Genomic DNA, 25864 nt, shown 5'->3' on the forward strand with positions numbered 1-25864 from the left:
AGCATATTCTGCTGCTGCCGACCCAGCGTCGCAATTTTCCGCTGCCAGAGTGCGTTTTTTCGACGCATTTACAGTGTGCCGACTCACTTATACTGATTGTGGAAGGAATATCCAGCATCAATACACCATAAGTGTGGCAACAAAATAAATAACACCAGCCACCGGATAGCCCCTTTTGCCGTTGATTTGAGAACAATTGGAGATAGCACAAGATGAAGAACCGTATTTTTATGAAAACTGCGCTAACGGCGGCAGTTTCTGTTGCGTTGGCAAACAGTGCCAGCGCAATTGCTCAGGAAACTCCGGAAGAGATGGAACAAATTGAGGTGGTGAAACAGCGCCAGCCTTACCGTGGTGATGTGCCTTTAAAGTCACTGCCGCAAAATATTGATGTGGTAAGCGCCGAATTATTAAAAGATGTCGGCGTGAATGACTTTCAGAATGCGCTGGACTTTGCCAGCGGCGTCGCTCGCCAGAACAGCTTCGGCGGCCTGTGGGACAGCTTTGCGATTCGCGGTTTCGCCGGCGATGAAAACCTGCCGTCAGGTTATGTAGTCAACGGCTTTAGTGCAGGACGTGGATTCAGTGGTCGTCGCGACACATCGAACGTTCAGGCCATTGAAGTCTTAAAAGGCCCGGGCTCTGCACTTTACGGCCGCAGTGAGCCAGGCGGTACTATCAACATCATTACCAAAAAGCCGCAATTTACCGAAGAAGGGTATATTCAGGCAACTGCGGGCACCTACAGCCTTTACCGCCTTGAAGGTGATTACACCAATGCAATCAACGACGATTTAGCCTTCCGCGTGAATGGCGCATACGAAGATGCAGGTAGCTTCCGCAATACTGTGGAAAGCAATAAGCTAGCGTTTACCCCTTCACTTACTTATCAAATTACCGACGACACTTCTCTGACCTATGAGCTGGAAGTGCTTGATCAGGAAGCCCCCTTTGACCGTGGTATCGTAGTGGTAGACTATCAATTTGGGACCGTGCCAATCGATACTTTTTATGGTGAGCCTAACGATGGCCCCATGAGTATCGAAGCTTTGGGCCACCAGCTTACTTTACAACACGGTCTGAACAGTGACTGGAGCGTCATGGTAGGCCTGAGCTACCGCGAGTCGTCATTCGAAGGTTACTCGAGTGAAGTTGAGCTATCTGGCGGTCGTCAGTTACTTTACACCGACGGTGAAACGGTCTCGCGTCAGCGCCGTTATCGCGACTACGATGCCGAGGATTTATCGGGTCGTATTGAACTGAGCGGTACCGTTGAAACCGGCGACATTGTTCACCACATTCTGATTGGTGCTGACGCCTACGACTACCAACTTGATCAAATTCAACAGCGCTGGAGAACCGCTTGGGGTGCAGGGGATACCACTTATTCGGTTTCTCTGATTAACCCGGAATACGGTCAGGCTCAGCCAGAGACCGGGGCTTTGTGGGACCGCCGTGAAGACCAGTCTACTGTAGGTCTGTATGTGCAGGACCAGATTGACATAACTGACTCGTTAAAGGTCCTGGCCGGTTTCCGTTTCGACGACTATTCACGTGATTTCTACAATTACCTGGCGGATTCTGAATCCAGTCAGTCTCAGACTGCGACAAGCCCACGCATCGGCCTGGTCTACGAGCCTTCTAACCTTTACACCCTGTATTTGAGTTATTCTGAAGGCTTCCGCCCGAACTCCGGCACCGATGCCGATGGCGAGGCGTTTGACCCGGAAGAAAGTAAGTCCTACGAAGCCGGTGTGAAATTCGCAAACAGTGACGAAAGCCTGACCGGTACGGTTGCTATATTCCGTGCTGAAAAGTCTAACGTACTGAGCGCGGACCCGGTTAACTCTGGCTACTCTGCTGCCTTGGGTGAAGCGGAAAGTCAGGGTATCGAAGTCGACCTGAATGCTGTGATTGCCGACGACACGACAGTCACCGTCGCCTATGCGTATGTAGATGCAGAAACGTCAAACGACATTGTTAACTTTGACTGGGGCGTTAATATCCCAGCGGGAAGCCGTTTGATTAACATTCCGGAACACAAGCTGAATGTCACCGCCATGCACTTCATGGACATTGCAGGTAAAGAATCAAAAGTGGGCGCCAGTGTAACCTATGTTGGCGATCGTCTGGGTGAAACCATTGACCCAGATTACATCCTTCCCAGCTACACCACCGTTCGCTTATTTGGCTCGGTAAACCTGTCTGACAATGTTGTTATCAATGCCGACATCGACAACCTGTTCGACAAGGAATACTACGCCAGCTCCTACTCTGCGCTGTGGACCATGCCAGGTACACCCCGTACTGCTAAGATCAGCGTAAAATACGCGTTCTAATTGGATTGCCGGGCCATCGCGCCCGGCCTGTTTTCTTAGCTCTTGAATTAGCAGCTCTGAATAAGCCGCTCTGAACAAACAGTTGCGCTGGTTTAGCCATTAGCGATACTGTGTCGGAATCAAGCAGTACATGAGGAACACCATTGTGGCAGGTATTAAATTAGACAGAATCGACATAAACATTCTGGCCGAACTGCAAAAAAACGGGCGCATCACTAACACTGATCTCGCCGATGCCGTTGCATTATCTCCCAGCCCTTGCCTGGCGAGGGTAAAGCGACTGGAAAAAGCCGGTTACATTACCAGCTACAACGCGAAAATTGCGTTGGAAAAACTGGGTGAAACCGCAACCGTATTTACTGAGGTCACGTTAAGCGACCACCACATGGAAGACTTTGCGAAATTTGAGCGTAACATTCGTACCATTGACGAAGTCATTGAATGCCACCTGATCAGTGGCGGCTACGACTACCTGCTCAAATTTGTAACCCGCGGTATTACCCACTACCAGACCCTCATGGAAGAAATTCTGGAAAAAGATTTCGGTATTTCAAAATACTTCAGCTACATCGTGCTGAAATCACCGATTGAGAAACTGCACTATCCACTGACCACGCTGTTTAAGCCGGATAAATAAACATGCCGTTTACCCTGTTATACAAAGGCCCCCAGGCACGCGGCGAAAGCTGGCAACGCGCAGTCGCCAGCGCTTTACCCGATGCAACCTGGTGTACCTGGCCTGACATTCCCGCGCCGGAGAACGTCGACGCCATTATTGCCTGGACACTGCCAGACAATGCGCTGGAGACCTATCCCAATGTGAAGGCCATTTTCTCGGTCGGAGCCGGGGTTGACCAATTACAACCCGACAAGATCCCTGACTCGATTAAGCTGGTACGGCTTATCGACCCGTCGCTTACTCAGCAAATGCAAACCTATGTGCTGTCATCGGTGATGATGATCCACCGCGATCACTTTTTGTATCAGGCCCAAAAGGCGCAAAAAACCTGGCAACAACACAAGGTAGCTTTACCCCATGAGTGCACAATCAGTATTCTGGGCTTAGGCGAATTGGGTAAAGCAGTCGCCAGTCAGCTTAGCGCTCTGGGTTTCAACGTGAATGGCTGGAGCCGCAGCGCCAAACAACTCGACGGCATATCCACATTTCATGGTCAGCAAGGCTTGCAAGATATGCTAGCACTCACTGACATTCTGGTTAGTCTGTTACCGCTGACCGACGAAACGAAAGGCATGATCAATGCTGATACACTGGCACAGCTGCCGCAGGGTGCATCGGTAATCAATGCGGGACGCGGCGAGCAAATTGTAGACGAAGACCTACTCGCAGCACTCGACAGTGGCCATATTCAGTATGCGATTCTGGACGTGTTTAAAGACGAGCCTTTGTCTGAGTCTCATCCTTACTGGACGCATCCCAGAGTGCATATCACGCCTCATATCGCGTCCATTACTCGAAACGACACAGCCGGAGATCGCCTGGCAGAAAACCTGTTACGCTGGCATCAGGGTGAGCCAATGATGGGTGAGGTAGATAAACAGCGCGGGTATTAATCCATACCGCGCAGCCATTCACAGCAGTACAAATTTCGTTCAATTTAGTATATTATCCGACCACAAAGACTGAACGAGCACGTAATCAGCTCAAATAGGAATGTCAGTCTGCTTATTAAGGATAATAACAATGAAATACCTGCTTTTATGTTGCCTGTTGTGCCTTTCAACTGCCTCATTCGCTGCCCAGGACAGTGATTTAATTCGTGCAAAAGCCCTGGTAAAACAAGTCGAGAACGGCTTGAAGCACATCAAACGCAACGATGTGAATACCATCAACAAGCTCACCGATAAACTGAAAAACGCCAAAGACTTACTCACCAGTACCGGTTCAAAAGACGACCCGGCTTTTGCTGAAACAGTGGAAAAATGGAAAGGCGCAAGAACCACCTTACTGGCCACTTTTGAGGAGTGGAAGCAACCAGAAGCGCAAGCGCAAAAACCATCTGGTTTGTCTGGTCAGGCACTCTATAACTCGCTGATCGCGAAATATCAGAAAAACAACCGTCCAGTGCTGGGTGACAACCCCACCCCAGCGCAAGCGGAAACCTGGGCGACGGCAATGCTGTCATTGATTAAAGAACAGCGAATGGCCGACCAGCAAACCGTGAACCAGGCTTATAGCGAAGGACGACTAAGCAAAGCCGAATACGATCGGTTTGATCACTGGGTCAACACCATGTGGTTTAATCAAATCATCAAGCAATTTCAGCAGGCCTATGCTCAGGCTGAAGGCCGAATCGCCACCGCAACAGCCACGGCGATGCAAGTACTGTATGTGCAGCCCAACGATATGACCGGTGTGGTGAATATTACCAATAAAACCCATCAGGATGCCGGACAAGTGCTGGCGATGGGGCTGCAAAGTGTCGAAGTTGCCGCCACGTTTGACCGTATTAGCCAAATAGACAATAGCGCTACTCGCACTCAACAACGCGAACAGTTTACCAATGCCATTGCTCACTATGATGCCTTACTTGCCAAATTGCCCGAGCATCAAAATGCGCTGTCTAAAATACCTAAGAAGGATAAAAAGCTGAACCCAGAGAGCCTGCACATGTTTGTGAATGGCAATAAGTTTTGCGAGATCACCAAAAAAGGCGAAGTCTGGTTTGGCGGTACCTCTGGCGGCTGGGTCGAGGACGATGGCGACATTTATCTGAAGTCGGACTTTATTGGTTCTTTTGAGGAAGACGGTCAGGTGTGGAGTTACGGCAAAACCCTGGGCTCCCTCGAGGAAAACGGCGATGTATGGGTGAGAGGTCGCAAAGTCGCCACCTTCAAAACCAATGGCGATATTATTATGGGCGGCTCAGACTCCGGCCGCCTTGAAGGCAACGGCGACTGGCGCAAGGCTGCCGTCGTATACTTTTTTGGTATCTACGACGGCGTACAAAAGTATTAGGTCAGATCATATTTAGCGGCAATAGCTATTCAGGTACTGCTGATGTAACGGCAAACGCGCGACTGTCTGGTGAATGTTATGCTTTATATGACCCAGAAAGTCCGCCAGTTCCCGCTCCGTCATGGTATCTGCAATAGGATGGTAACCTTTGGGCACCATCCCTTGCCCAATCATCACCTGCTGCCAGGAGTCGTCAAACAGTTCATTGTTTTCCCGGTGAATTTGCCCGGTCTTTTCGAATAGGGCCAGGCGCTGAGCCAGAGAATCAGGCACGTCCATTTGCTTGCAGTGCTGCCAGAACGGGCTATCCGTTCGCTCGGTCACTTTGTAATGTAAAATAATAAAATCGCGAATGCGCTCCATTTCAAACACGGTTTGCTTGTTGTACTCGTCTACTACTGCCTGCTCAATACCCTCATGAGGGAACATGCGCAGCAATCTCACTATGCCCTGCTGGATTAAGTGAATACTGGTGGACTCCAGCGGCTCAATAAAGCCACTGGATAAGCCAATGGCCACACAGTTTCGATTCCATTGTTTTAGTCGGCGACCCGGCCTGAATTTAATCACCCTTGGGCTGTTTAGCGGGTTACCGTTAATGTTTTGCTGCAGTATTTCCGTTGCTCGCTCGTCTGACAGGTAGTTGCTGCAATACACCAGTCCATTTCCCACTCTGCTCTGCAGCGGAATACGCCATTGCCAGCCCGCCTCCCTGGCAATGCATCGCGTATAAGGCAACGGCGCTTCGACACTTTCTGTTTGCATCGCCACTGCGCTGTCACATAACAACCACTGCGACCAGTCTTCGTAACCGGTATGCAGTGCCTTTTCAATCAACAATCCCCGAAAACCGGTGCAGTCGATGAACAGATCGCCAGAAAGTGTCTGGCCATTATCTAGCGTCAGGCTTTCAATAAAGCCATCCTGCTCGCGCACGTTTACCCGCTCAATGGTTGCGTCAATACGCGTTACGCCAGCCTGCCCTGCTAACTCCCGCAGAAACCCAGCATATCGCGTAGCATCAATATGAAACGCATAATTGAGGCCATTACCTGGCAAATGGGCAAACTTCTCCGCTTCGGCAGCTACACGTTCCAGGCAGTACTGGCCAAAGTCTTCACTTAACCCAAGGTCCAGCCCACGGCGCCAGAAGTGCTGAAATCCCGCCGCCCAACAATCTTTACCGGTCGCGCCAAACGCGTGCAAATAGGCGTGGTTCAGCGAACGCCAGTTTTCAAAGTTAATCCCCAGTTTAAACGTGGCATTAGTGGCTGCCATAAAGGCTTGTTCATCAATCTTCAGCAACTTGTGAAAGAACAGCAAAGTCGGAATTGTAGCTTCTCCTACTCCCACCGTGCCGATGTCGCTGCTCTCCACCAAAGTCACTTCAACCCGGCCGTGCAAAAGCCTGGAAATCGCAGCGGCAGCCATCCAACCAGCGGTGCCGCCACCCGCTATTACGACGCGTTGTTGATCTGGCTGATTCATGAATATTCCTTATTGATATTGTGAGCACCGGTGAGGTGATTGAGCAGTGCGCGATTCGTTGGCAAACCATTCAATTGCATGTGCACATTCTGCTGATGCTGCTGCAAGCGTTGACGTACTTTGGATAAGTCAGCTGCGGCATTCTTCTCTCCGCCAGAGAGCGCTGGTGTAAATCCCATACCCTGCAATACATAGAGGTAACTAGCCGTGGGAAAGATCTCTTCCCGCAAGTTAAAGTCGAGGGGGTCAGGACTTCGGTTGCGCCACATACTCAACCAGTCCTGAAGCTGCTCAGAACCGCTGTCCGGGTTGCGCATATACCGCCAGTATGCGCTGTCATCGCGCTTGCTCAACACATAGTGCAACTTTAAAAAGTCCACCACCCGCGACCAGCGCTGACTGAAGATGCGATTAAACTGCCTCGCTGCAGGCCCCAACTGTTCGGTAGTAAACGGCATATGCCGGGCCAGATGAGACGCCGCCAATTCAACCATTACCAGCGCAGACGCCTCTAGCGGCTCCAGGAACCCCATTGATGTGCCAATCGCGACACAATTAGCCTGCCAGGGAGATTCGCGGTAGCCGGGTTTGAAACTGAAAAAACGGGCCGACGCTTTATCAACATCAGCGATAATCGGATCGTCATTTAAATACTTCAGTAACGTGTCCAAAGCCGTATCGTCGTCACAATAGTCGCTACAGAACACGTAGCCAGTGCCCTTGCGCTCTGGCAGCGCAATGTCCCAAATCCAACCGTTTTTCTGTGCGGTGGAGCGAGTCACTGATGCAATAGGTGTATCGGGCGACTTGTAGCGTGCCTGAATAGCCACAGCCCGGTTATTAACGAGCTGCTCACCACAGGATATAAGTGGCTGGTTGTAGTGTTGACCAATGAGTCGCGCAGAAAAACCGCTGCAATCAACGAACAGATCACCGTGAATTGCGCCGTATTGCTTCCCCACGATGGCTCGTATTGCCTCGCCGGGAGCACCGTCGACCGATTCAACATGGTCTACAATGTGTTTTACGCCAAGCCGGGTAGTTGCATGCTGTTTCAGTAAAGCCGCAAATTTGTAGGCGTCCAGGTGATAGCCGTAATTGGTCACACCGGCAAAAGCAGGCGTTTGTATCTGTTTAGGGGCCAGATGATTGTCGCATAACCAGGGTTGGGTGCTGACTTCGTGGGCGAAAGACGGGCCCTCGCCCAATGATCGTAGCCAGGCATATAAGTCGCCGTCTCCATACCCAACGGGCAGACTAAAGGGGTGATAATACTGGTCGCTGGCCTGATTGTGTTGCCATTGCTTAAACAAGGTACCTTGCTTAAAAGCACCATCGCATTGGGCCAGAAACGCCGCTTCGTCTATACCCAGCGTTTGTAAGGTACCGCGCATGGTAGGCCAGGTGCCTTCACCGACGCCTAAAATACCAACATCCGGAGATTCAACCAAGGTGACCGCACAGGGCTGTGCTGCCGTCGCCGCCAGAATACCTGCCGTTAACCACCCCGCTGCACCACCACCGACTACAATGACCTGAGTGATAGCGTTTGATTGTTGCATTTGACTCTCCGGCTGTTTGCAAAAGCCGGAGATCCTTTAGTCAGGACAGACCGGCTTGTGTCTGTTGCTTGGCCAGCTTTTGTTTTACATCGTTGCGATACTGGCTAGGTGTTTTATTAAACTTCTTCTTAAACAGCGTGTTGTACACTGATTTGCTGTTAAATCCGGCATCGTAGAAAATGTCGGTAATACTCTTTTCAAAACAAGCCGGGTCTTCCAATAGCCGCTTGGCTTCCTGAATGCGGTAGTTGTTGATGAACTCGTAAAAATTCACCTCATAGTGCCGGTTAATCGCGTTCGATAGCTCCTTCACAGGAATGTCGAGCTTTTCTGCCAAGCGCTCAAACGACAAATTCTGATTCAGGTACGGCCGCTCCCGTTCCATGGTGGTTTCCAGCTGCTCAAGCAACGCCTGACTAACCGGCTCCCTTTCTACTGCTTTGGGCTTAGCTGGCTGCGCGCGCAAAAAATGCGACGCCGACATAAAAATCACCGTGTTAAACAACGCAAACTGCATGTAGTACGACGCCAGCCCGATAAACTCGACCACGTCGTAATACGGAAAGACATACAGAGAATGATAGACTTTGATCATGCTCAGCATGGTTTCCCAGGCTAACACTGCAGTGAGTAACATCAGTACTTTCGGCAACCATTCCGGTACATTGAATGTCGCTTTAGTTTGTTCGTTACCTCGCAGAATCAACAGTGTGGCATAGACGCTGAATACCACCCTGATAGCCTTCGCCAGCAAGTCCATAAACACGTAGTCAAAGTCAGCAAAACTGTAGTCTTTAACCAGCGTAACCTTGGCGTCGTGAGGCAACGCGTAAAAATGCTGAAAAATAAACACTGCAAACAGCGCTACCGGCACCAACAACAAGCCATGCCATCGCTGCAGCTTAAAATGCTGCTGCGTGACCGAACAAGCAAACAAAAATAGCAGCGGACCGTCCAGCCAGTACGCAAAATTTAAAACAAAGAAATAGTTCGGCGAGGCGTCCAATACCCAGTAACGAAATGTGCTGCCCCATAGCACCAACTCATGAAGAGCAATGCCCGCATGAACGGCTAAAAACGCAATGAGTAAACTGGTTGGTAAGCTGGCTTTTGCCCGATTAAGACCCAAATAAAAAGCCACAGCCAGACATTCAAAAGCAATGATAAGGAGAACCAGGTCATGTAAGTTGAAGAGGGTTTTATCCATGATCCTCTGCGCACGTTTGTTGTAATTATGATGTTAACGAATCACAAGAATGTTAAACACTCGCTACAACGAAATCAATTGCTTAAACCTAAAAATGGCGCTTAGCCGAACGTTCTCTTATACGCCATTTTGACTTTTTGCCTATTGCCAGTTGTTCAAAACACTGTTCGCCGGAACTAAATTCCAAACCAATAACAATATAAATTTCATTAGGTTACAAGTTCTTTCCGGGAAACGAACGTTCGAGTTGCGCCTTTTACTAACCTGAACACGGGTGAATTAGGGGGCCCAATTGTGCTAAGTCACTCATTTTTCGCATGTTATAAAATTGAAAACACCACCCGTGCCAGACCTCATCAAATCACAACGAATAAAGAGGGAATCAAAGTAAGCATCGAGTAACAGATCCGGTAAAGCCACTTTTTGCACACCCATATTCATTCCAAACGGTCATTGTTGACGCTTTTCAGTGTGTCGATGCCCACACCTGTAGTGCATTTGTTAACAACAATATATGTTCATTGCTCGCTGATTCGACGTCTTACACTGAAGAAATTCCGCCATACAGCCTTATAGTGCCGGTTGAATTTGATGATCACCAAGGGTTAATCCAGCCAAATCAGCCATGGCACAAAAATCATAACAACATGATTTTAATAGCAATATAAATATACCCACGTTCTATTCCTGCACTCGAACGTTCGAGTGGGCGGTTTTTTCAGCAGTAAAACGACTTCTCTGATGACGCGGCGTAGGCTTGCCCTGCTTTTCCTATTTGTTAATGAAAAGTAGACCAAATGCGTGCAACACGAGCACAACACATAAAGTTATCGCAAGGGAGAAAATAATGAAAACTCGCCCCTTTAAAAAAAGCCAGATAGCCCTGTCGGTTTCTCTGGTGGTAGGTTCGGCGATGCTCACCAGCGCACACGCACAGGAAGCAAACACAGACGACGTGGTAGAGATCATTGAAGTCAGTGGTATTCGTGGCAGTATGATTCGCGCCATGGACATGAAGCGTTCTGGCGACGGTGTGGTAGAAGCCATCTCAGCAGAAGACATCGGTAAGTTCCCCGACACCAACCTGGCGGAATCACTGCAGCGGATCACCGGCGTATCTATTGACCGTTCAGACGGCGAAGGCAGCCGCGTTACTATTCGTGGGTTTGGCTCAGACCGCAACCTGGTGCTGCTGAATGGCCGTCAAATGCCCACACCAACACGTTCATTTGATTTTGCCGACCTGGCATCAGAAGGCGTAAGCGCTGTTGAAGTATATAAAACCGGCCGAGCGTCTATTGCGACGGGTGGCTTAGGTGGCACAGTTAACATTATTACTCCGCGTCCACTGGCGACACCGGGTCGCAAGGCCACAGTGGGTTTTAAAGCCGTACATGATGACTCCACACAGCGCGGTGACACCTGGACGCCGGAACTGTCTGGTCTGTATTCAGAGACCTTCCTTGACGATAAATTTGGTGTGTCGCTAACCGGCAGCTACCAAAAACGCGACAGCGGCAACAGCAATGCGTCGGTGGGTTCAGGCTGGCGCTCGTTTATATCCGGTCAGGATGAAGGCAGCTGGGGTAACCTGCCCAGTGAAGACCCGGACAACTCCTACCTGAACAAGCCGGCCGACGGCGTGACTTATGCCGTGCCGCAAAACCTGATTTATCAGTTCAACGAAGCATACCGCACCCGTGTAAACGGCCAGCTCACGCTGGAATATCAGGCCACAGACAAACTGAAGGCCCGTCTGGATTACACCTATTCAGAAAACAGTATCGACCGTGAGCTGACCGACATGTCGACCTGGTTCTCGTTCAACTACAACAACTCAACCATGGTATGGTCGGAGCCTAACAGCGAAGGCATCGCGTATCCCATTCAGTATCAGGATACCGATAACTACAGCGCTGACACCATGCGCGGTGAGGGTACCGGGATTAACTCGGGTCGTGGTTTCTCGGCCACGAAGAACACCAATCAGTCATTGGGCCTGAATCTGGAATACGCGGTAAACGACAATCTGTTGTTAGAACTGGACTATCATACTGCAGGAGCCAAACACGCACCTAACAGCCCATACGGCAGCTGGGGCTCACTGGCAATGATATCTGCCAACCGTATCCGCACAACCGTGGATTTCTCACAAGTCCTCCCGGTACTTAGCATTGAATACCCGGACGGTGTTGACGGCTTCGAGCCAGCCGACATGATTGGCGCGGGCAGCAACTTTGGTAACAACCGCGAGCGTTCGGACCTGGAACAAATCCAGGCCAAGGGTAAATACACCTTTGATGCAGGTATTGTAGAAAGTGTCGATTTTGGTATCTCACAAACCGAAGTCAATAACCACTCGAAATACGCCAGCGCCACGCGCGGTACCTGGAGTGGTGTAGGCGAACCGGAGGACTGGGAAGACAGCTGGTTTACTCAGCGTTCACTGCCAAATATGTTCGATAACATACCGGGCCATGCTGACCCGGATCTTGAACCGTATTTCATCGACTGGGACTTTGTGCAAATTGCCGAATTCACCGCGGCCAATTTCTACAATGAAAATCCGATTGAATGGCCGTGTGGTCCGCGCTTCTGTGGTGGCACCAACTACACTACCGACCGCTACACCGACGAAAAAATGCTGTCGGCCTATGTGCAGGCGAACCTGGTGTTTGATATCGGTGATATGCCCGCCACAGTCGTTACCGGTTTGCGCTATGAAGAAACCGAAACCCATGCCGCCGCACTGGTGCCCAGCTACGACGGTATTCACTGGAGCAGCACCAACGAACTGGTGTTACAGCCTACCGGCGACTCGGTCTTTACCGACGAATCAGGCGAGTATGACAACCTGTTACCCAGCATCGACTTTAAAGTGGATTTAACTGACGATCTGGTTGCCCGTGCGTCATACAGCAAAACCATATCCCGCCCCAGTTACGGCGACATGCAAGGGGGTAAAACCCTGGGCAGTCAAATCACAACCATTCAGGGTTCAGGTTCACGTGGTAACCCGGCGCTCTTGCCGCTGGAATCGACCAACTACGACCTGTCGCTGGAATGGTATTACGACGAGGCCAGCTACGCCGCCATTGGCTGGTTTAACAAAGACGTGAAGAACTTTGTTGGCCGCCAAACCATCACCGAAAACGCGTTTGATTTGCGTAACCCGGCACAAGGCCCTCGTGCCGACGCGGCGCGGGCAGCAGGCTTTACCGGTAATGCCGAGATTCGTCAGTACATTCTTGAAAACTATCTGGACAGCGATCCGAACGTCTATCTGAATGAACACGGTGACGTCGTCATTGTCGCCAGCCCGGAAGATGAACTGGCGGTATTCGAGATCACCATTCCATTCAACCAGCGCGACAACAATGTGCATGGCTGGGAAATGGCCGTTCAGCACATGTTCTGGGACAGCGGATTTGGTATTAACGTGAACGGTACGCTGGTCGACGGGGATCTGTATTACGACAACGCGTCTCTGGCACCTCAGTATGCATTAACCGGCCTGAGTGATTCCGCCAACCTGATCGCTTTCTACGAAAACGACGTGTTCTCAATTCGTATAGCCTACAACTGGCGTGACAAGTTCCTCGCCTGGATTGGCGACGGCTCTGGCGACAACCCGGTGTATACCGAAGCCTACGGTCAGTGGGATTTTAATGCCAGCTATGACGTTACCGAGAACCTGACTATTTTCGCCGAAGGTATCAACCTGACCAACGAATATCAGCGTCAACATGGCCGTCATGAGCGCATGCTGATCAACCTGCGTCAGTCGTCGCCTCGTTACAATCTGGGTATGCGCTACACCTTCTGATTGTAACCAGGCTAACGGTGCCTCACTTATCTGCGGGTAGGTGTCGCGCCGTTTTTTGCGTTTTTATACAGGAGCAATTTATGACCAATGCTGTCGTCCTTAACAATGTGACACACAAAGATCTCCGCGTGGTTCGCCGCCACTCACCTGCACTCAATGAGCCATTGAATATGACCCTGGCTCTGCCGTTTGAATTTCGAAGCTTACAGCACGAATACCCGTTGGTGTTTATTCGGAATGACACCACACACACCTATCAGGCGGTGGCGCTACTCGGTTTTGAACAACAGGAAAACCTGTATCTGAATGATCAAGGCTGGGACGCCAGCTACATCCCGCTCATGATCGAACGCCAACCCTTTTTAATCGGCATGCAGCCTGCTGCCGACAACAGCGCCGCACACCCGGTATTGCTGATAGACATGGACAGTCCTAAGGTCAGCGAACACGACGGTGAACCTTTGTTTCTACCGCATGGCGGCCACAGTGAATATCTGCAACAGGTCACCGATATACTGGCAACCATTCGTGAACGTGAGAGCGAAACTCAGGTATTTTATGATTTGCTGGCACGCTACGAGTTACTCGAGCCTTTTTTCCTTGATGTCACGCTGGACAACCAGACAAAGCATCGCCTAACTGGCTACTACACCATTAACGAAGAGCGGTTAAGCACTCTGCCCAAAGAGGCCATAGCCGAATTACACCAGCAAAACGTATTACCATTGCTCTATTACGTGCTGGCCAGCCACAGCAATTTTCGTAGCCTTATCGATCGCAAGCAGGCGGCGAGCCGTGGTTAATACACTGGATATTCCTGCTTGCCAAACCCTCCAGCTTAGCCCCGGAAAGGCGTTACCAGCCGCTCTTCTGGAATCGACTGTGCCGGTGAAACTACCCGGCTATATTGCTCACTGGCAAGCAGTGCAGTTAGGCATTGAAAGTAGCGAAGCATTGAGTAAGCAAATGCTTACTTACTACACAGGAGAGGCATTAGGATTCTTCTATGGCAAGCCCGAGATCCAAGGCCGATTTTTTTATAACGACACGCTAACCGGTTTTAATTTTGACAAAGTCGCCGCCACACTGGATACCGTGCTGCAGCGTCTGCATCAGGAAGCCAGCGCAGCAGAACCCCATTCGCTGTTTATTGGCGGTACCCACCTGCAACACTATCTGCCCGGCTTTGAACAACACAATCCGCCGGTGCCGGTACCCCACGCTCAACCGCGCAATGGCTTGTGGATTGGCAACCAAACACGGGTCGCGATTCATCAGGACCTGCCGCTAAACATAGCTTGCTGTGTTGCCGGTTCTCGCCACTTTACGTTATTTCCCCCCAACCAAACCGCCAATTTATATATAGGTCCTTTGGATGTGACGCCGTCGGGTCAACCCGTCAGCCTGGTCGATCTGCATAATATTGACTACCAAAAATACCCGAAATTTAAAACTGCACTTCAACATGCTCAGGTAACCGAACTGGAGCCCGGCGACGCACTTTTTATTCCCAGCATGTGGTGGCATGAGGTGTCGGCGCTAGCACCGTTTAACGTATTGGTGAATTACTGGTGGCGCACCACCCCCGATTACGTCGATGCACCGGTGAATGCGCTTTATCACGCTTTGCTAGCGATAGCCCATTTGCCCGGCAACGAAAAGCAGATTTGGCAAGACATGTTCAACCACTATGTTTTTGAATCAACGCCAGACGCGAATGCGCATATACCCGAGCACGCCAGAGGACCATTAGGGGAAATGAATGATGCCATGGCACGACGAATTCGCAGTGTGTTGCTGCAATCTTTGAACAGATAGCGCCGTTCATTTCAGCGTGGTCAACTGCAATTGCACACACTCCTTTCTTTCGCCAATTTGCGCGTATTCCCTGCTAGCCCAGAAAAAACAGACGTTCTGACCTTAATCCGAACGTTCTAATTAGCCATTTTGCTTGCAGTCGGAATCCACCTGAAAGAAATTTTGGTTAACTGATTGTTGCAAACTTGTTGATTCAAGCACGCCGACAAACCAATGGAGCAACTCGGAGATAACCGGTGAAAACAACCAATAAACAGAATAAGTTTACGCTAACCAAACTGGCACAGCTTTTTGCGTTAGGGGGCCTGGCCCTGAACATGACAGCCTGCAGTTTGGATCAAGCCAGCGATGCTAACAAACACAACGGCGAGACCGTGTATGACTTCGCACCGCCCAAACCTGCCCCCGGCAGTGAGCAATACAGTATGCTGAGCCACGACCGCGAGCGCTGGATGAACGAGCAGGGTGAAGTCGTGTCATTACGCGGTGTGAACCTGGGCAACTGGTTAATGCTGGAAATGTGGATGTTCGACAACGGCGGCAACCCGGTTGGCGAAGGTATAGAAGACCAATGTACATTTGAAGGCAAACTGGAGGAACGCTTCGGTGCCGAAGAACGCGCCCGCCTGATGGATGTATACCGCGACAACTTCATTACCACCCGTGACTGGGACATTATGCAGGAAGCAGGCTTTAACCTGATCCGCCTGCCTTTCCCTTACCAATTAATCGAAGACGCTAATAATCCAATGACACTGCGCGACGATGCCTGGCAATATCTTGACCAAGCCATTGCCGAAGCCAAGTCCCGTAACATGTGGGTGGTGCTGGATTTACACGGCGCGGCTGGTGCACAAGGCTGGGAGCATCACAGCGGCTGTGCGGGTAAAAACGAATACTGGGATGGCGACAACGCCGCCGACAATCAGGCCAGGACCGCCTGGCTATGGCAGCAAATTGCTACGCGCTATAAAGCTGAACCCGCTGTAGCTGGGTATGGTGTGCTTAATGAACCCTGGGGTACAGACGCAGAAACACTCGCCGAAAACGTAACAGAGCTGTATCACGCCATTCGTGAGGTGGACACAGACCACATTGTTATCTTGCCAGGTCATAACAGCGGTATTGATGCGTACGGCGATCCGAAAGACGCCGGTATGACTAATGTCGCGTTTGAAATGCACTTCTACCCGGGTATTTTTGGCTGGGGTGAAATCGGCTATGACGTCCATCGCGACTGGCTGACATGCGGCCAGAATGGCACTACGGGTGTGTGCGAGTGGGATGAGAAAATACGCGAGCTGGACACCCCATTCCTTATAGGCGAAATGCAGCCCTGGACCGGGTTAGGTGAGCAAGGCGGCGCCATTACACGTGCCACCTTCGACCGTTATAACGAATTAAGCTGGGCGGCAACTGCCTGGTCCTACAAAGTAATGACTATCAACGGCGGCCAGGGCAATGGCACCTGGGGTTATGTAACCAACAAAGGGGAACGCTTGCTGGCGAAAGCCAGCACATGGAGCTGTTCAGGCTGGGATACCACGCTGTCCGATGCATGTGAGACACCGTCAAAAGTTGTCACGCCAACCGACACTGACCAAACTTTCTACCTGATTGTGAAGTCAGGATCTTTGGGTGGTAATCAGGATATCCGTATTGACGACCTCGAACTGGTCGCGCAGTCCAGCGGCGAAAATGTATTGCAGAACAGTGCGTTTGATACTGCCAGTGACTGGATTGAATGGAGTGCAACCGACGCGTCACCAGCTGATGACAATCTGACCCCGGAAGTGGGGTACATGGCTGATGGCAACGGCATTCTGCGCATCACAGCTAACGGTAATTTTGCTAACGGCGGTGTGTATCAAGCGGTACAACTCACCGGTGGTGAATCTTACTTGCTGTCGGGCTCCTTCGTAGACGCCGGTTCATCAGATACCTGGGCTGAGATTTATCTGCTGCCTGCTGCCCCGGAAAATGGCACAGATATCAGCGCAGCAGCCATGCCTCGTATTGATCTGAACAACGATTCGTTAGAAGACATTGAAGCCTACTTTGCCGGTATGTCTGCCATTGAATACGAAGTGAATGAGCCGGTGAAATCTGCACTAACAGCCAGCGAACCAGCCGATATATTTAACTTCCCTAACGCGCCCCAGGACCTCACGCTGGAAAAAACAGCCGAAGGCATGAGCCTGGTTTGGACAGGCGTAAGCGATGCGACCTACAACGTGTATCGCACCACGTCATCGGGCAGCAACTATCAGTTAGTTGCCGAAGGGCTGGAAGCGGAGATGTATCTGGATACGACTACCGCAGAAGGCGTGACGTACTACTACATTGTCACCGCCGACAACGGAGAAGAGAGCTACGCGTCTAACGAAGTTGCCACGGAAATTTTTTACGCCAGTATTCCCGGTTTAATCGAGGCTGAGCACTTCAGTGGTCAGTCAGGCTTCCAGGTGGAAGACACCCAGGACGAGGGCGGTGGTCAGAACCTTGGCTATACCGATCCCGGCGATACACTGACATATAACGTCGAGGTCGCCGAGGCCGGTGAATACACTGTTTCATTGCGTATTGCCAGTTCGGGCGGCTCCGAAGGCATTGCCTTTAGTATGAACGGCACAAATGTTGGCAGTATTTCAGTGCCTGACACGGGCGACTGGCAAAACTGGACGACAATTTCAACAACCGTGACCCTAGCAGCCGGTGAACAAGAGCTGCAACTCACCGCACTGGGCGGCGCCTGGAACCTCAACTGGATGCAGTTTGAGAAAAACTAAGCGCGCACGCTAGTGCAACTTGGGCAGCAGATTTATTTCGCTTTTGGTAAGTCTGCTGCTTTTTTATTTGCCTTTGTAAATCACCTATCGAGTCATCTATGATTTTTCGAATTTCCTGCTTACTACTCTGTTTTCTGCCCGGCCTTTCTGCCTGTGCAACCCCCGATACTTCATCGAAGGGCCCAACTCCACAGGCCTGGGCATCCACCGAGCTTCACCCCAATGACCATCGCTGGTATTCCTCGCCCTGGTCTGAAAGTGACATCAGCCACACATTGAGTCCCATTAAAGTAAATGCAGTTACAGCATTCAACGCACCGGTATTCACCCTACAACCCGAGAAGAGATTTCAGACTATTTTAGGGATAGGCGCGTCACTGGAACACTCAACCGTGTATGCCATTCGCAAGAACAAATCAAAAGCCCAGCAACGGGCTCTGCTAAGCGCCCTTATTGATCCGGTAAACGGCATTGGCATGAATCTGTTTCGAATTAGCATTGGCACGTCAGATTTTTCCGACGGTACACTGGCGAAGACACCCACCAGCCACCCCAATGGCTGGTATAGCTTTCAGGATAGTCCTGACAGCCCGTTCAGTATTCAGCGCAATCGCGAACTGGGTATTATTGACACCCTGAACATGGCGCTTGACGTGGGTGCAGCGAGTAATAACCCGGTGCGGTTTGTGGCCAGCCCCTGGAGCCCGCCCGCCTGGATGCGCGAGCACAACTCGATGGTACAAGGCGGCACCCTGCTGCCAGAATTCTACGCCGCCTATGCCCAGTATTTACGTAACTTCATTGAAGCCTACGCCGATGAAGGCATCCCGGTCTATGCCATAACCCTTCAAAACGAACGGCAGTTCGAGCCACCCGCTTACCCTGGTATGGTGCTAAGCTGGCAACAAGAGCGCGATTTACTGATTGCGGTTTATGAAAACTTCCACAACATCGGCGGCGAGTACGGTAAGGATCTTCCGGTAAAAATCTGGACACTGGATCACAACTTCGACTACTGGCAACAAGCTATCGAGCAGCTAGACTCTTTTACCGAAATAGGCAAAGCCCACTATGTGGACGGTACCGCATTCCACCATTATGGCGGCGATTCGTCAGCCATGGCTGCGGTGCACGCCGCCTATCCAAGCAAGGACGTCATTTTTTCTGAAGGCAGCGTGTGGGGGGCCGGCAACGACAACCCGAATCGCGGTTATCAGGCCATTATTCGTCATTTGCGTCATTGGTCTACAGCCTATTTGTCGTGGGTCACCATGCTGCCACAGCAGGTCGATGAAGCTAATAAGGGACCCTACAACAAACTGGGAGTGGTGGGGCCCACCATGATCATTCAGGAAAAAGGCAGCAGCACCAATTGGTACAAAACCCCTGAATACTGGCTAATGGGGCAGTTTTCCCGCTTTATTCGCGAAGAGGCAACACGCATTGAAGTCACGCCTGAGACAGTAAACCGTATCGAGGCCGTGGCGTTTACCAATCCCAACGGCAGTACAGTGAGTGTCCTGAGTAACCCTCACGACCTGGAACAGGTGATCACCATTGGCGCAAACAAAACCTACTGGCAGCTCACGCTGCCCGCCAATAGCATAGTCACCGTGAAGTGGTAATAAAGTCGAGAAGCAAATTGTTGGACACCCACTAAAAAGGTGGGTGTCCACAAATCCCAATTTCTGGGCGCTCTTTTGCACTTTTTCTGGACACCCACTTTTCTTAAAAATTAAATCATTTATTTTCAGCGAGTTAACAGAAAGCACATTATGGACACCCACCTTTTTTCATCAACACAAACTCATACTCACGCCGCCATTGCGCCTAACCCCAACGCGCGGCGTCATGTATTGCAAATTGGTGCAGAGAAAACCAGGGTGCTCTTGATTGACGATGCCATACAATCCATAAATGCTGTCAGGCAACTAGCCTGCGAACAAACCTACACCAATGAGACACACACCTATTACCCCGGTGTACGTGCCCGCTGTCCAGACCGGTTACGCCAAGCCATCATTGCAGCCAGTGCCGATATCATTCGACAGGCGTATCACTTGCCTCCACAGCAAACCTTTAGCGATCAGGGTTCATGGCTGAGCATTGCCAATACTCCACCTGAAGCCTTAGACCCTTTACAGCAACTTCCGCATTTTGATTCACACTCCCAGCGTGACTTTGCGGTAATGCTGTATACCAATGAACAGGATTTTCAGGGAACCGGGTTCTATCGACATCGCCCCACAGGATACGAAAATATTACCGCTGCACGCTGGCCAACATTTAAAGCATCGCGCGATGCAGCAGACGCCATACATCGCGGCTCTGAATCATTAAGTAAAACAAAATCTACCGGTTACTTTTCGGATTCCACCGATGAATTTGAGCGTTTGGGCAAAATAGATTACCGGGCCAATCGGCTGGTTATCTACCCTGGGACCTTGCTGCACAGCGGGCTGATTGACCCAACCCGGGACTTATCGGCCAATCCTGCAACTGGCCGACTCACCGTAAATGTGTTTATACGCGCCGATTAACCCTAATTGACTACATAACTAACGGACTAATGGACTAAGCCTGGCCTTATAAGCTTTATTCAGCAGTTTCAGCTTATCACCGCGAATGTGAGGTACTTGCGCGGCGCCGCTGACCGTAAACACCATCCAATTTGCGCCACTGGCGTCTACCGGCTCCCACTCAGGTAAGCCTGCTGCGTTGGGATTACCGTATTTGATGAACTGCAACCAGTAGCGCTGCATGTATTGTACACCGGGCAGTGAGGAAGGGGAGAACAAGGCATTCACCTCTGCCCCATGATGCGCACCGGATTCGCCGCTACGGGTAACATCAAAGAAATAACGATACCCTTGGCTACGCTTATTTTGCATCGCCTCAGTAGTTACCGAGCCCGCTAGCACATAGCGCATATCACCAAACACGTGTTGGTAAGGTAGTGACTGATACCCATTGCCATCGGGAAGTGCTGAAAGCTGATAAACGCCTTTGATGCCAGGCGCTTCATCACCAGCCAGCTCAATCAAGCGTGCAGCCGGCACACCAGACCAGGGGTAAACGCTGCCGTCATAGCTGTTTCCGCCGCTCATGTAAGGCACATCGTGCTGACGCCCTTGCATAAACACGACACCCGGTTCATCTGGAAGAATTACCCCGTCAGCCACAGGTAAGTGAAATCCTTCAACGGCCTCCACCCATTGGCTGGCTGATACATTAATTAAATCCTCAGCAGTCACGGCTGAAGCCGCTTTGCTGACCACTCTGGATGCCAGCACTTGCGCATATTCCTGTGCATTCAGGCTCTGTGGTAACGGCTTTAAATTATTGGTTCTGGGTAAGGGCCAGGCACCGTAGCCACTTTGTGAGATAGCATGGTGAAATAACGACGCGCTTTGCGGTGCTACCATCAGCATTTGTACCGCCATGCCACCTGCAGACCCACCAGCAATAGTGACGTTTTTTGGATCCCCTCCAAATACGCTGATATGGCTTTTCACCCATTTAAGGGCGGCCACCATGTCTAGTACGCTGAAGTTTGCGCCCTGACTTGCATCAAGTGTTGGGTGCGCAAAAATGCCGAGTACGCCCAAACGGTAATTAAAGGACACCACCACTACGTCTTGAGAAAGCCAGTGAGACACGGCGCGCATATCAAGATTGCCGGAACCGCCTACGTAGCCACCACCGTGGATCCACACCAGAACGGGTTTGGGCTCAATAGCTGTGTTGGAATCGTTTTTTGCAGAAGTGAATACATTAATAAACAAGCAATCTTCACTGGTGATTTGATCGGTGCGCTGAGGGCACTGCGCGCCATAGCGGGAAGCATCAATATCACCGTCATAGGTAACGGGTTGAGGTGCCATCCATCGGTTTTGGCCTTCTGGAGAGGCGGCGTAGGGTATTCCTTTGAAAGCCAGCACAGAACCATAAGCTTCACCATACAGTACTGACTCACCAATACGCACCTCAACCGCACTGGAATTAGCATTGGCACTGCTTACAAACGCCAACGCTATCGAGAACGCAGTTGAGGTTGTTACGACAAGACGGACAACTTTTGCAATCAATTGCTTCACTTTCTGTTTCCGCTACAAAATATGTAAGGCACACCATATCAGCGATTGGTGAGAAAGTGCAGCGCCTGCCTTATTTCGAACGTTCGAGTTAGCGACAGAACCCGAAAACCTGCAGGATTACTGTGGGTTATCTAACCCATAGACACACACGTACACTTTTTTATAGGTCTCAATAGTACGCCACTGCCCTTTGTAGCCTGGCTCCATATAAAAGGTATCGCCGGCGTGATACAGCTTGGGTTCACAGCCGTCTTCAGTTAGCTCAATCCCCCCTTCGATGAGATAGCAGAACTCAAACACACCGTCTTTGATTGAGCGGTTGGTGCCCGGTTCGCCGCCCATTACGCCGACTTTGATCTTGTCATCGGCAATGCAATCTGGCGCCCATTTTTGTAGCAGTGGATTTCCCGCTAACAAAATAGCTGGGTTAATGTAGCCTTCTTCAGGCGCGTCAGCGGGATGCTGGACTACAGTATTTAGACGAGACATAACGGCTTCCTAATCAGTAACAGTGTTAGCAAGCCAGTATAGTGAGAATGCCCGGCAAGTGAGGCTGATTCGCCTTGCCTGCCAGGCAGATCCTGTTGAGTCACAGGTGAGGTTTAGTGGAATTCACTGTGAACGGGTATGGCTCACAAATCGCGCATACAACACTGGTAATACAACCAGCGTTAGCAGCGTGCAGGTGACCAAACCGCCTACGATCACCGCCGCGAGTGGCTTTTGGATTTCCGCGCCTAAGCCATTCGACATTAGCATAGGCAGTAAACCCAGTGCCGATGTGAGTGCGGTCATAAGCACAGGTCGCAACCGAGAGCGAGCGCCGTCTTTGATGGCATCAATGGCGTTTTGTGTATTGGCTCGAGCCTCTTGATTCGCCAAGCGCTGATTTATACTCTCAACCATCACCACACCGTTGAGCACCGCCACCCCAAACAAAGTGATGAATCCTACCGAGCTGGGCACTGACAAATAGTGACCACTTACATACAGCGAGAATATCCCGCCAACTGCGGCAAGGGGAACATTCACCATAATCAGCATCACCAGTTTCAACTCACCAAATGCGAGGTACAGCAACACAGCAATAAGCGCCAATGATACAGGTACCACCAGCATCAGCCGCTGCATAGCGCGCTGCTGATTTTCAAACTGCCCGCCTATTTGCACGGTGTATCCGGCGGGTAGTTGGACCGAGGTATCAATGGCATCGCGAATATCACTCACTACGCTGCCCATATCCCTGCCGTCCACGTTCGCCTGGATCACCACACGTCGCTGTACATCATCACGGCGAATTTGCGGCGGACCGGACTCAATGGCAATCGTGGCAACATCTTGCAAACGTACCCACGCGCCTTGGGCAGAGCGAAGGCGTAATTCGGCTAATGCTGCAATGTCATTCCGATACTGGGAATCGATGCGCACCAGAATGTCGTAACGCTCATTGCCCTGAATGATTTGGCCCGCAGCTTGTCCGCCAAGCCCCTGCTGCACCAAATTCATCACACCGGCGACATCCAGCCCATACCGGCTTAACTGATTGCGATCGGGTCTTATCACCAATTGCGCTTCACCACTGATTTGCTCCATGGCAACATCGCGGGTACCACTGATTGTGGCCACAGCAGACGTGATCTGCTGCCCATACTCAGCCAGGGCATTCAAATCCGGCCCAAACAGTTTTATAGCTAACTCGGCCTTCACTCCAGACAGTAGCTCGTCTACCCGGGTAGCAATGGGTTGGGAGAAGTTAAACAACAGCCCGGGGTGCACTTCCAGCGCCTTTTCCATTTCAGTTTGCAAGGCCAGACGATTCGACGCGGAGGTCCATTGATCTACCGGCGTTAAGCCCAGGTAGATTTCAATGTTGTTCACCGGCTCCGGGTCGCCGCCAATTTCGGCCCGGCCTATTTTACTTACCGCGTAGGTGACTTCCGGGAAGCCAAGCAGGATAGCCTCTAGCTTAGGCGCAACGTCGAGAGCGGTTGTTAAGCTTGCCGAAGGCGCCAGTGTTACCCTTAAGTTAATGGTGCCCTCTTCAAGTTCTGGTGCGAATTCGGTACCCAACTGCGGAAAGACAATAGCGCTGCCAGCCAATAGCACAGCAATCGAAAACAGCAGGTACTTCGGACGATTCAAACATGCACTGAGCACATTTTGATATTTAAATTCTATATAGAGTAATGCGCGGTTTTCACGTACTTTCGGCGTGCGCAATCCCAGCACCAATACCGACAGCACTGGCACAAAAATTAGCGCCACGACTACCGCACACACTAGCGCCAGCATAATGGCAACCGCCATGGGCTGGAAGAGCTTGGCCTCTACCCCTTCAAAACTGAATAACGGTGTGAACACCACCAGGATAATCAGGGTCGCGAAAAACACCGGCTTCGCCACTTCCTGCGCGGCCTGCACCACTAATTCTGAAATCGACGAGTGTTCTGGTTCACGCTGTTGCAGTTTTTGATAGATGTTTTCTACCACCACAACAGAGCCATCCACCAGCATGCCTATTGCTACCGCGATGCCGCCTAACGACATGAGGTTGGCTGAGATGCCCAGCATGCTAAGTACCGACAGCGCTAACCCAATCGACACCGGAATCGACAGCAATACCAACAAAGTAGCACGGACACTCATTAAAAATAGCGCAAGCACAATGACAATAAACACAAAGGCCAGCAACAGCGCCTGCACCACAGTATTGACCGCTTGTTTTATCAGCGCCGCCTGATCGTAGTAGGGTTCAAAGTGAACACCTTTAGGCAAGGCCTGCTGGATTAGGTCGATTCGCGCGTTGATACCTTCAATGGTGGCGTTTGTGTTGGCGCCCATGCGTTTAAGTACCACGCCAGACACCACTTCACCCCGGGATGCGACAGAGCCGTTTTCATCCCGCACTGACATCGTCACCGCGCCCTGACGAATCTCTGCGCCCAGCTCAACGGCGGCGACATCACCAATGGTTACGATGCCACTGCCCTCAGTAGTCAGCGGTATCTGCTTAATCTGCGTGAGTGCTTCTGCACCGGACGCCAGCCAGCCTGCACCGCGGATCACCAGCTGTTCGGGTCCGCGGTCGAGATACCAGCCACCCGCATTGTTATTGTTGCGGGCCAGCGCATCCATCACGTCCTGCTGAGTCAGGTTGTACGACAGCAGTCGATTGGGGTACAGATTGACCTGATACTGCTTAACCTGCCCGCCAAATGAGAGCACATCGGTGATCCCGTCTACCGGCATCAGTAACAACTTAATCAGGTAATCATTCAGGCTGCGCAATGCCATAGCGTCGTAACCAGAATCCGGTTCGGCGATTAGCAAATACTGATACACCTGGCCAAGGCCAGAGGTATTGGGGCCAATTTCGGGCATGCCGATACCGTCGGGGATCATCTCTGATGCTACTTGCAGGCGCTCGAATACCAGTTGGCGAGCAAAATAGATGTCAGTGCCTTCCTTGAACACAACAGTAATGCCCGATAAACCGGTTTTGGAAATCGAGCGCACTTCTTCAACATCGGGCAGAGCGTACATCACCGCCTCAATGGGGTAGGTAATCAATTGCTCCACTTCTTCAGCGGCCAGGCCTGGCGCTTCGGTGTTGATCGCAACCTGAATGTTGGTCACATCAGGAAACGCATCCAGGTTGAGTTTCGGGATCATCAATGCGGCAAATACGCCAAGCCCGACCAACACGCAGAGCACCATAAATCGCAGCCGTACGGCGGCTTCAATCAGGTTTGAAAACATAG

General features: G+C 51.0%; 16 protein-coding genes. 10 read left to right on the forward strand and 6 right to left on the reverse strand.

Annotation, left to right across the window (positions count from 1 at the left end):
• The first annotated feature begins 212 nt into the window (after window positions 1–212).
• The 4 genes from BUB81_RS02295 (at window position 213) to BUB81_RS02310 (ending at window position 5316) form a co-directional block, all read left to right on the forward strand.
• Entirely contained in the window at window positions 213–2339 is a 2127-nt protein-coding gene (locus BUB81_RS02295; protein WP_073317580.1) for a TonB-dependent siderophore receptor, read from the forward strand.
• Window positions 2340–2469: 130 nt separating this feature from the next.
• Window positions 2470–2976: an Lrp/AsnC family transcriptional regulator gene (locus BUB81_RS02300; protein ID WP_073317583.1), complete on the forward strand. Its 507-nt coding sequence runs from the start codon at window positions 2470–2472 to the stop codon at window positions 2974–2976.
• Window positions 2977–2978: 2 nt separating this feature from the next.
• Window positions 2979–3911 (forward strand): 2-hydroxyacid dehydrogenase, encoded by a 933-nt coding sequence (locus BUB81_RS02305; RefSeq protein WP_073317586.1) that lies wholly within the window; start codon window positions 2979–2981, stop codon window positions 3909–3911.
• A gap of 130 nt (window positions 3912–4041) precedes the next feature.
• On the forward strand, window positions 4042–5316 hold the full coding sequence (locus tag BUB81_RS02310) for a hypothetical protein (protein WP_073317588.1): 1275 nt from the start codon (window positions 4042–4044) through the stop codon (window positions 5314–5316).
• 12 nt (window positions 5317–5328) lie between these two features.
• Here the strand turns inward: BUB81_RS02310 and BUB81_RS02315 are convergent, their stop codons facing one another.
• The 3 genes from BUB81_RS02315 to BUB81_RS02325 are packed head-to-tail and all read right to left on the reverse strand — an operon-like array spanning window position 5329 to window position 9573.
• Complete coding sequence (locus BUB81_RS02315) at window positions 5329–6804, reverse strand: tryptophan halogenase family protein (RefSeq protein WP_073317591.1); 1476 nt, start codon at window positions 6802–6804, stop codon at window positions 5329–5331.
• Window positions 6801–8366, reverse strand: coding sequence for a tryptophan halogenase family protein (locus BUB81_RS02320; protein ID WP_073317594.1), 1566 nt, complete (start codon window positions 8364–8366; stop codon window positions 6801–6803). The genes BUB81_RS02315 and BUB81_RS02320 overlap by 4 nt, the downstream gene beginning before the upstream one ends.
• Before the next feature lie 40 nt (window positions 8367–8406).
• A complete protein-coding gene (locus BUB81_RS02325) occupies window positions 8407–9573 on the reverse strand; it encodes a helix-turn-helix domain-containing protein (RefSeq protein ID WP_073317597.1) in 1167 nt (388 codons plus the stop codon).
• A gap of 847 nt (window positions 9574–10420) precedes the next feature.
• Here BUB81_RS02325 and BUB81_RS02330 point away from each other — a divergent pair.
• From BUB81_RS02330 to BUB81_RS02360, 6 genes are all read left to right on the forward strand, one after another.
• The gene (locus BUB81_RS02330; protein WP_073317601.1) at window positions 10421–13399 is read left to right on the forward strand and encodes a TonB-dependent receptor; all 2979 of its coding nucleotides are present in this window, start codon (window positions 10421–10423) and stop codon (window positions 13397–13399) included.
• A gap of 80 nt (window positions 13400–13479) precedes the next feature.
• Window positions 13480–14202: a SapC family protein gene (locus BUB81_RS02335; protein WP_073317604.1), complete on the forward strand. Its 723-nt coding sequence runs from the start codon at window positions 13480–13482 to the stop codon at window positions 14200–14202.
• Window positions 14195–15217, forward strand: a complete 1023-nt coding sequence (locus tag BUB81_RS02340; protein ID WP_175555754.1) for a cupin-like domain-containing protein — start codon at window positions 14195–14197, stop codon at window positions 15215–15217. The genes BUB81_RS02335 and BUB81_RS02340 overlap by 8 nt, the downstream gene beginning before the upstream one ends.
• A gap of 236 nt (window positions 15218–15453) precedes the next feature.
• Window positions 15454–18006: a carbohydrate-binding protein gene (locus BUB81_RS22075; RefSeq protein WP_175555755.1), complete on the forward strand. Its 2553-nt coding sequence runs from the start codon at window positions 15454–15456 to the stop codon at window positions 18004–18006.
• Between the two features lie 98 nt (window positions 18007–18104).
• Window positions 18105–19631, forward strand: a complete 1527-nt coding sequence (locus tag BUB81_RS02355; RefSeq protein WP_084526135.1) for a glycoside hydrolase family 30 protein — start codon at window positions 18105–18107, stop codon at window positions 19629–19631.
• 150 nt (window positions 19632–19781) lie between these two features.
• On the forward strand, window positions 19782–20546 hold the full coding sequence (locus BUB81_RS02360) for a DUF6445 family protein (RefSeq protein WP_073317613.1): 765 nt from the start codon (window positions 19782–19784) through the stop codon (window positions 20544–20546).
• An 18-nt stretch (window positions 20547–20564) separates the two neighbouring features.
• Here BUB81_RS02360 and BUB81_RS02365 read toward each other — a convergent pair whose 3' ends face one another.
• The 3 genes from BUB81_RS02365 to BUB81_RS02375 all read right to left on the reverse strand — a co-directional run bounded on the left by BUB81_RS02365 (window position 20565) and on the right by BUB81_RS02375 (window position 25862).
• A complete protein-coding gene (locus BUB81_RS02365) occupies window positions 20565–22103 on the reverse strand; it encodes a carboxylesterase family protein (protein ID WP_073317616.1) in 1539 nt (512 codons plus the stop codon).
• A gap of 117 nt (window positions 22104–22220) precedes the next feature.
• Window positions 22221–22592 carry a cupin domain-containing protein gene (locus BUB81_RS02370; RefSeq protein WP_073317619.1) on the reverse strand — a complete coding sequence of 124 codons (372 nt, stop codon included), beginning with the start codon at window positions 22590–22592 and terminating at the stop codon, window positions 22221–22223.
• Between the two features lie 123 nt (window positions 22593–22715).
• Complete coding sequence (locus BUB81_RS02375) at window positions 22716–25862, reverse strand: efflux RND transporter permease subunit (protein WP_073317621.1); 3147 nt, start codon at window positions 25860–25862, stop codon at window positions 22716–22718.
• Between the last annotated feature and the right edge of the window lie 2 nt (window positions 25863–25864).

This window comes from Marisediminitalea aggregata, from assembly GCF_900129565.1.
In the GTDB taxonomy this organism is placed as follows: domain Bacteria; phylum Pseudomonadota; class Gammaproteobacteria; order Enterobacterales; family Alteromonadaceae; genus Alteromonas; species Alteromonas aggregata.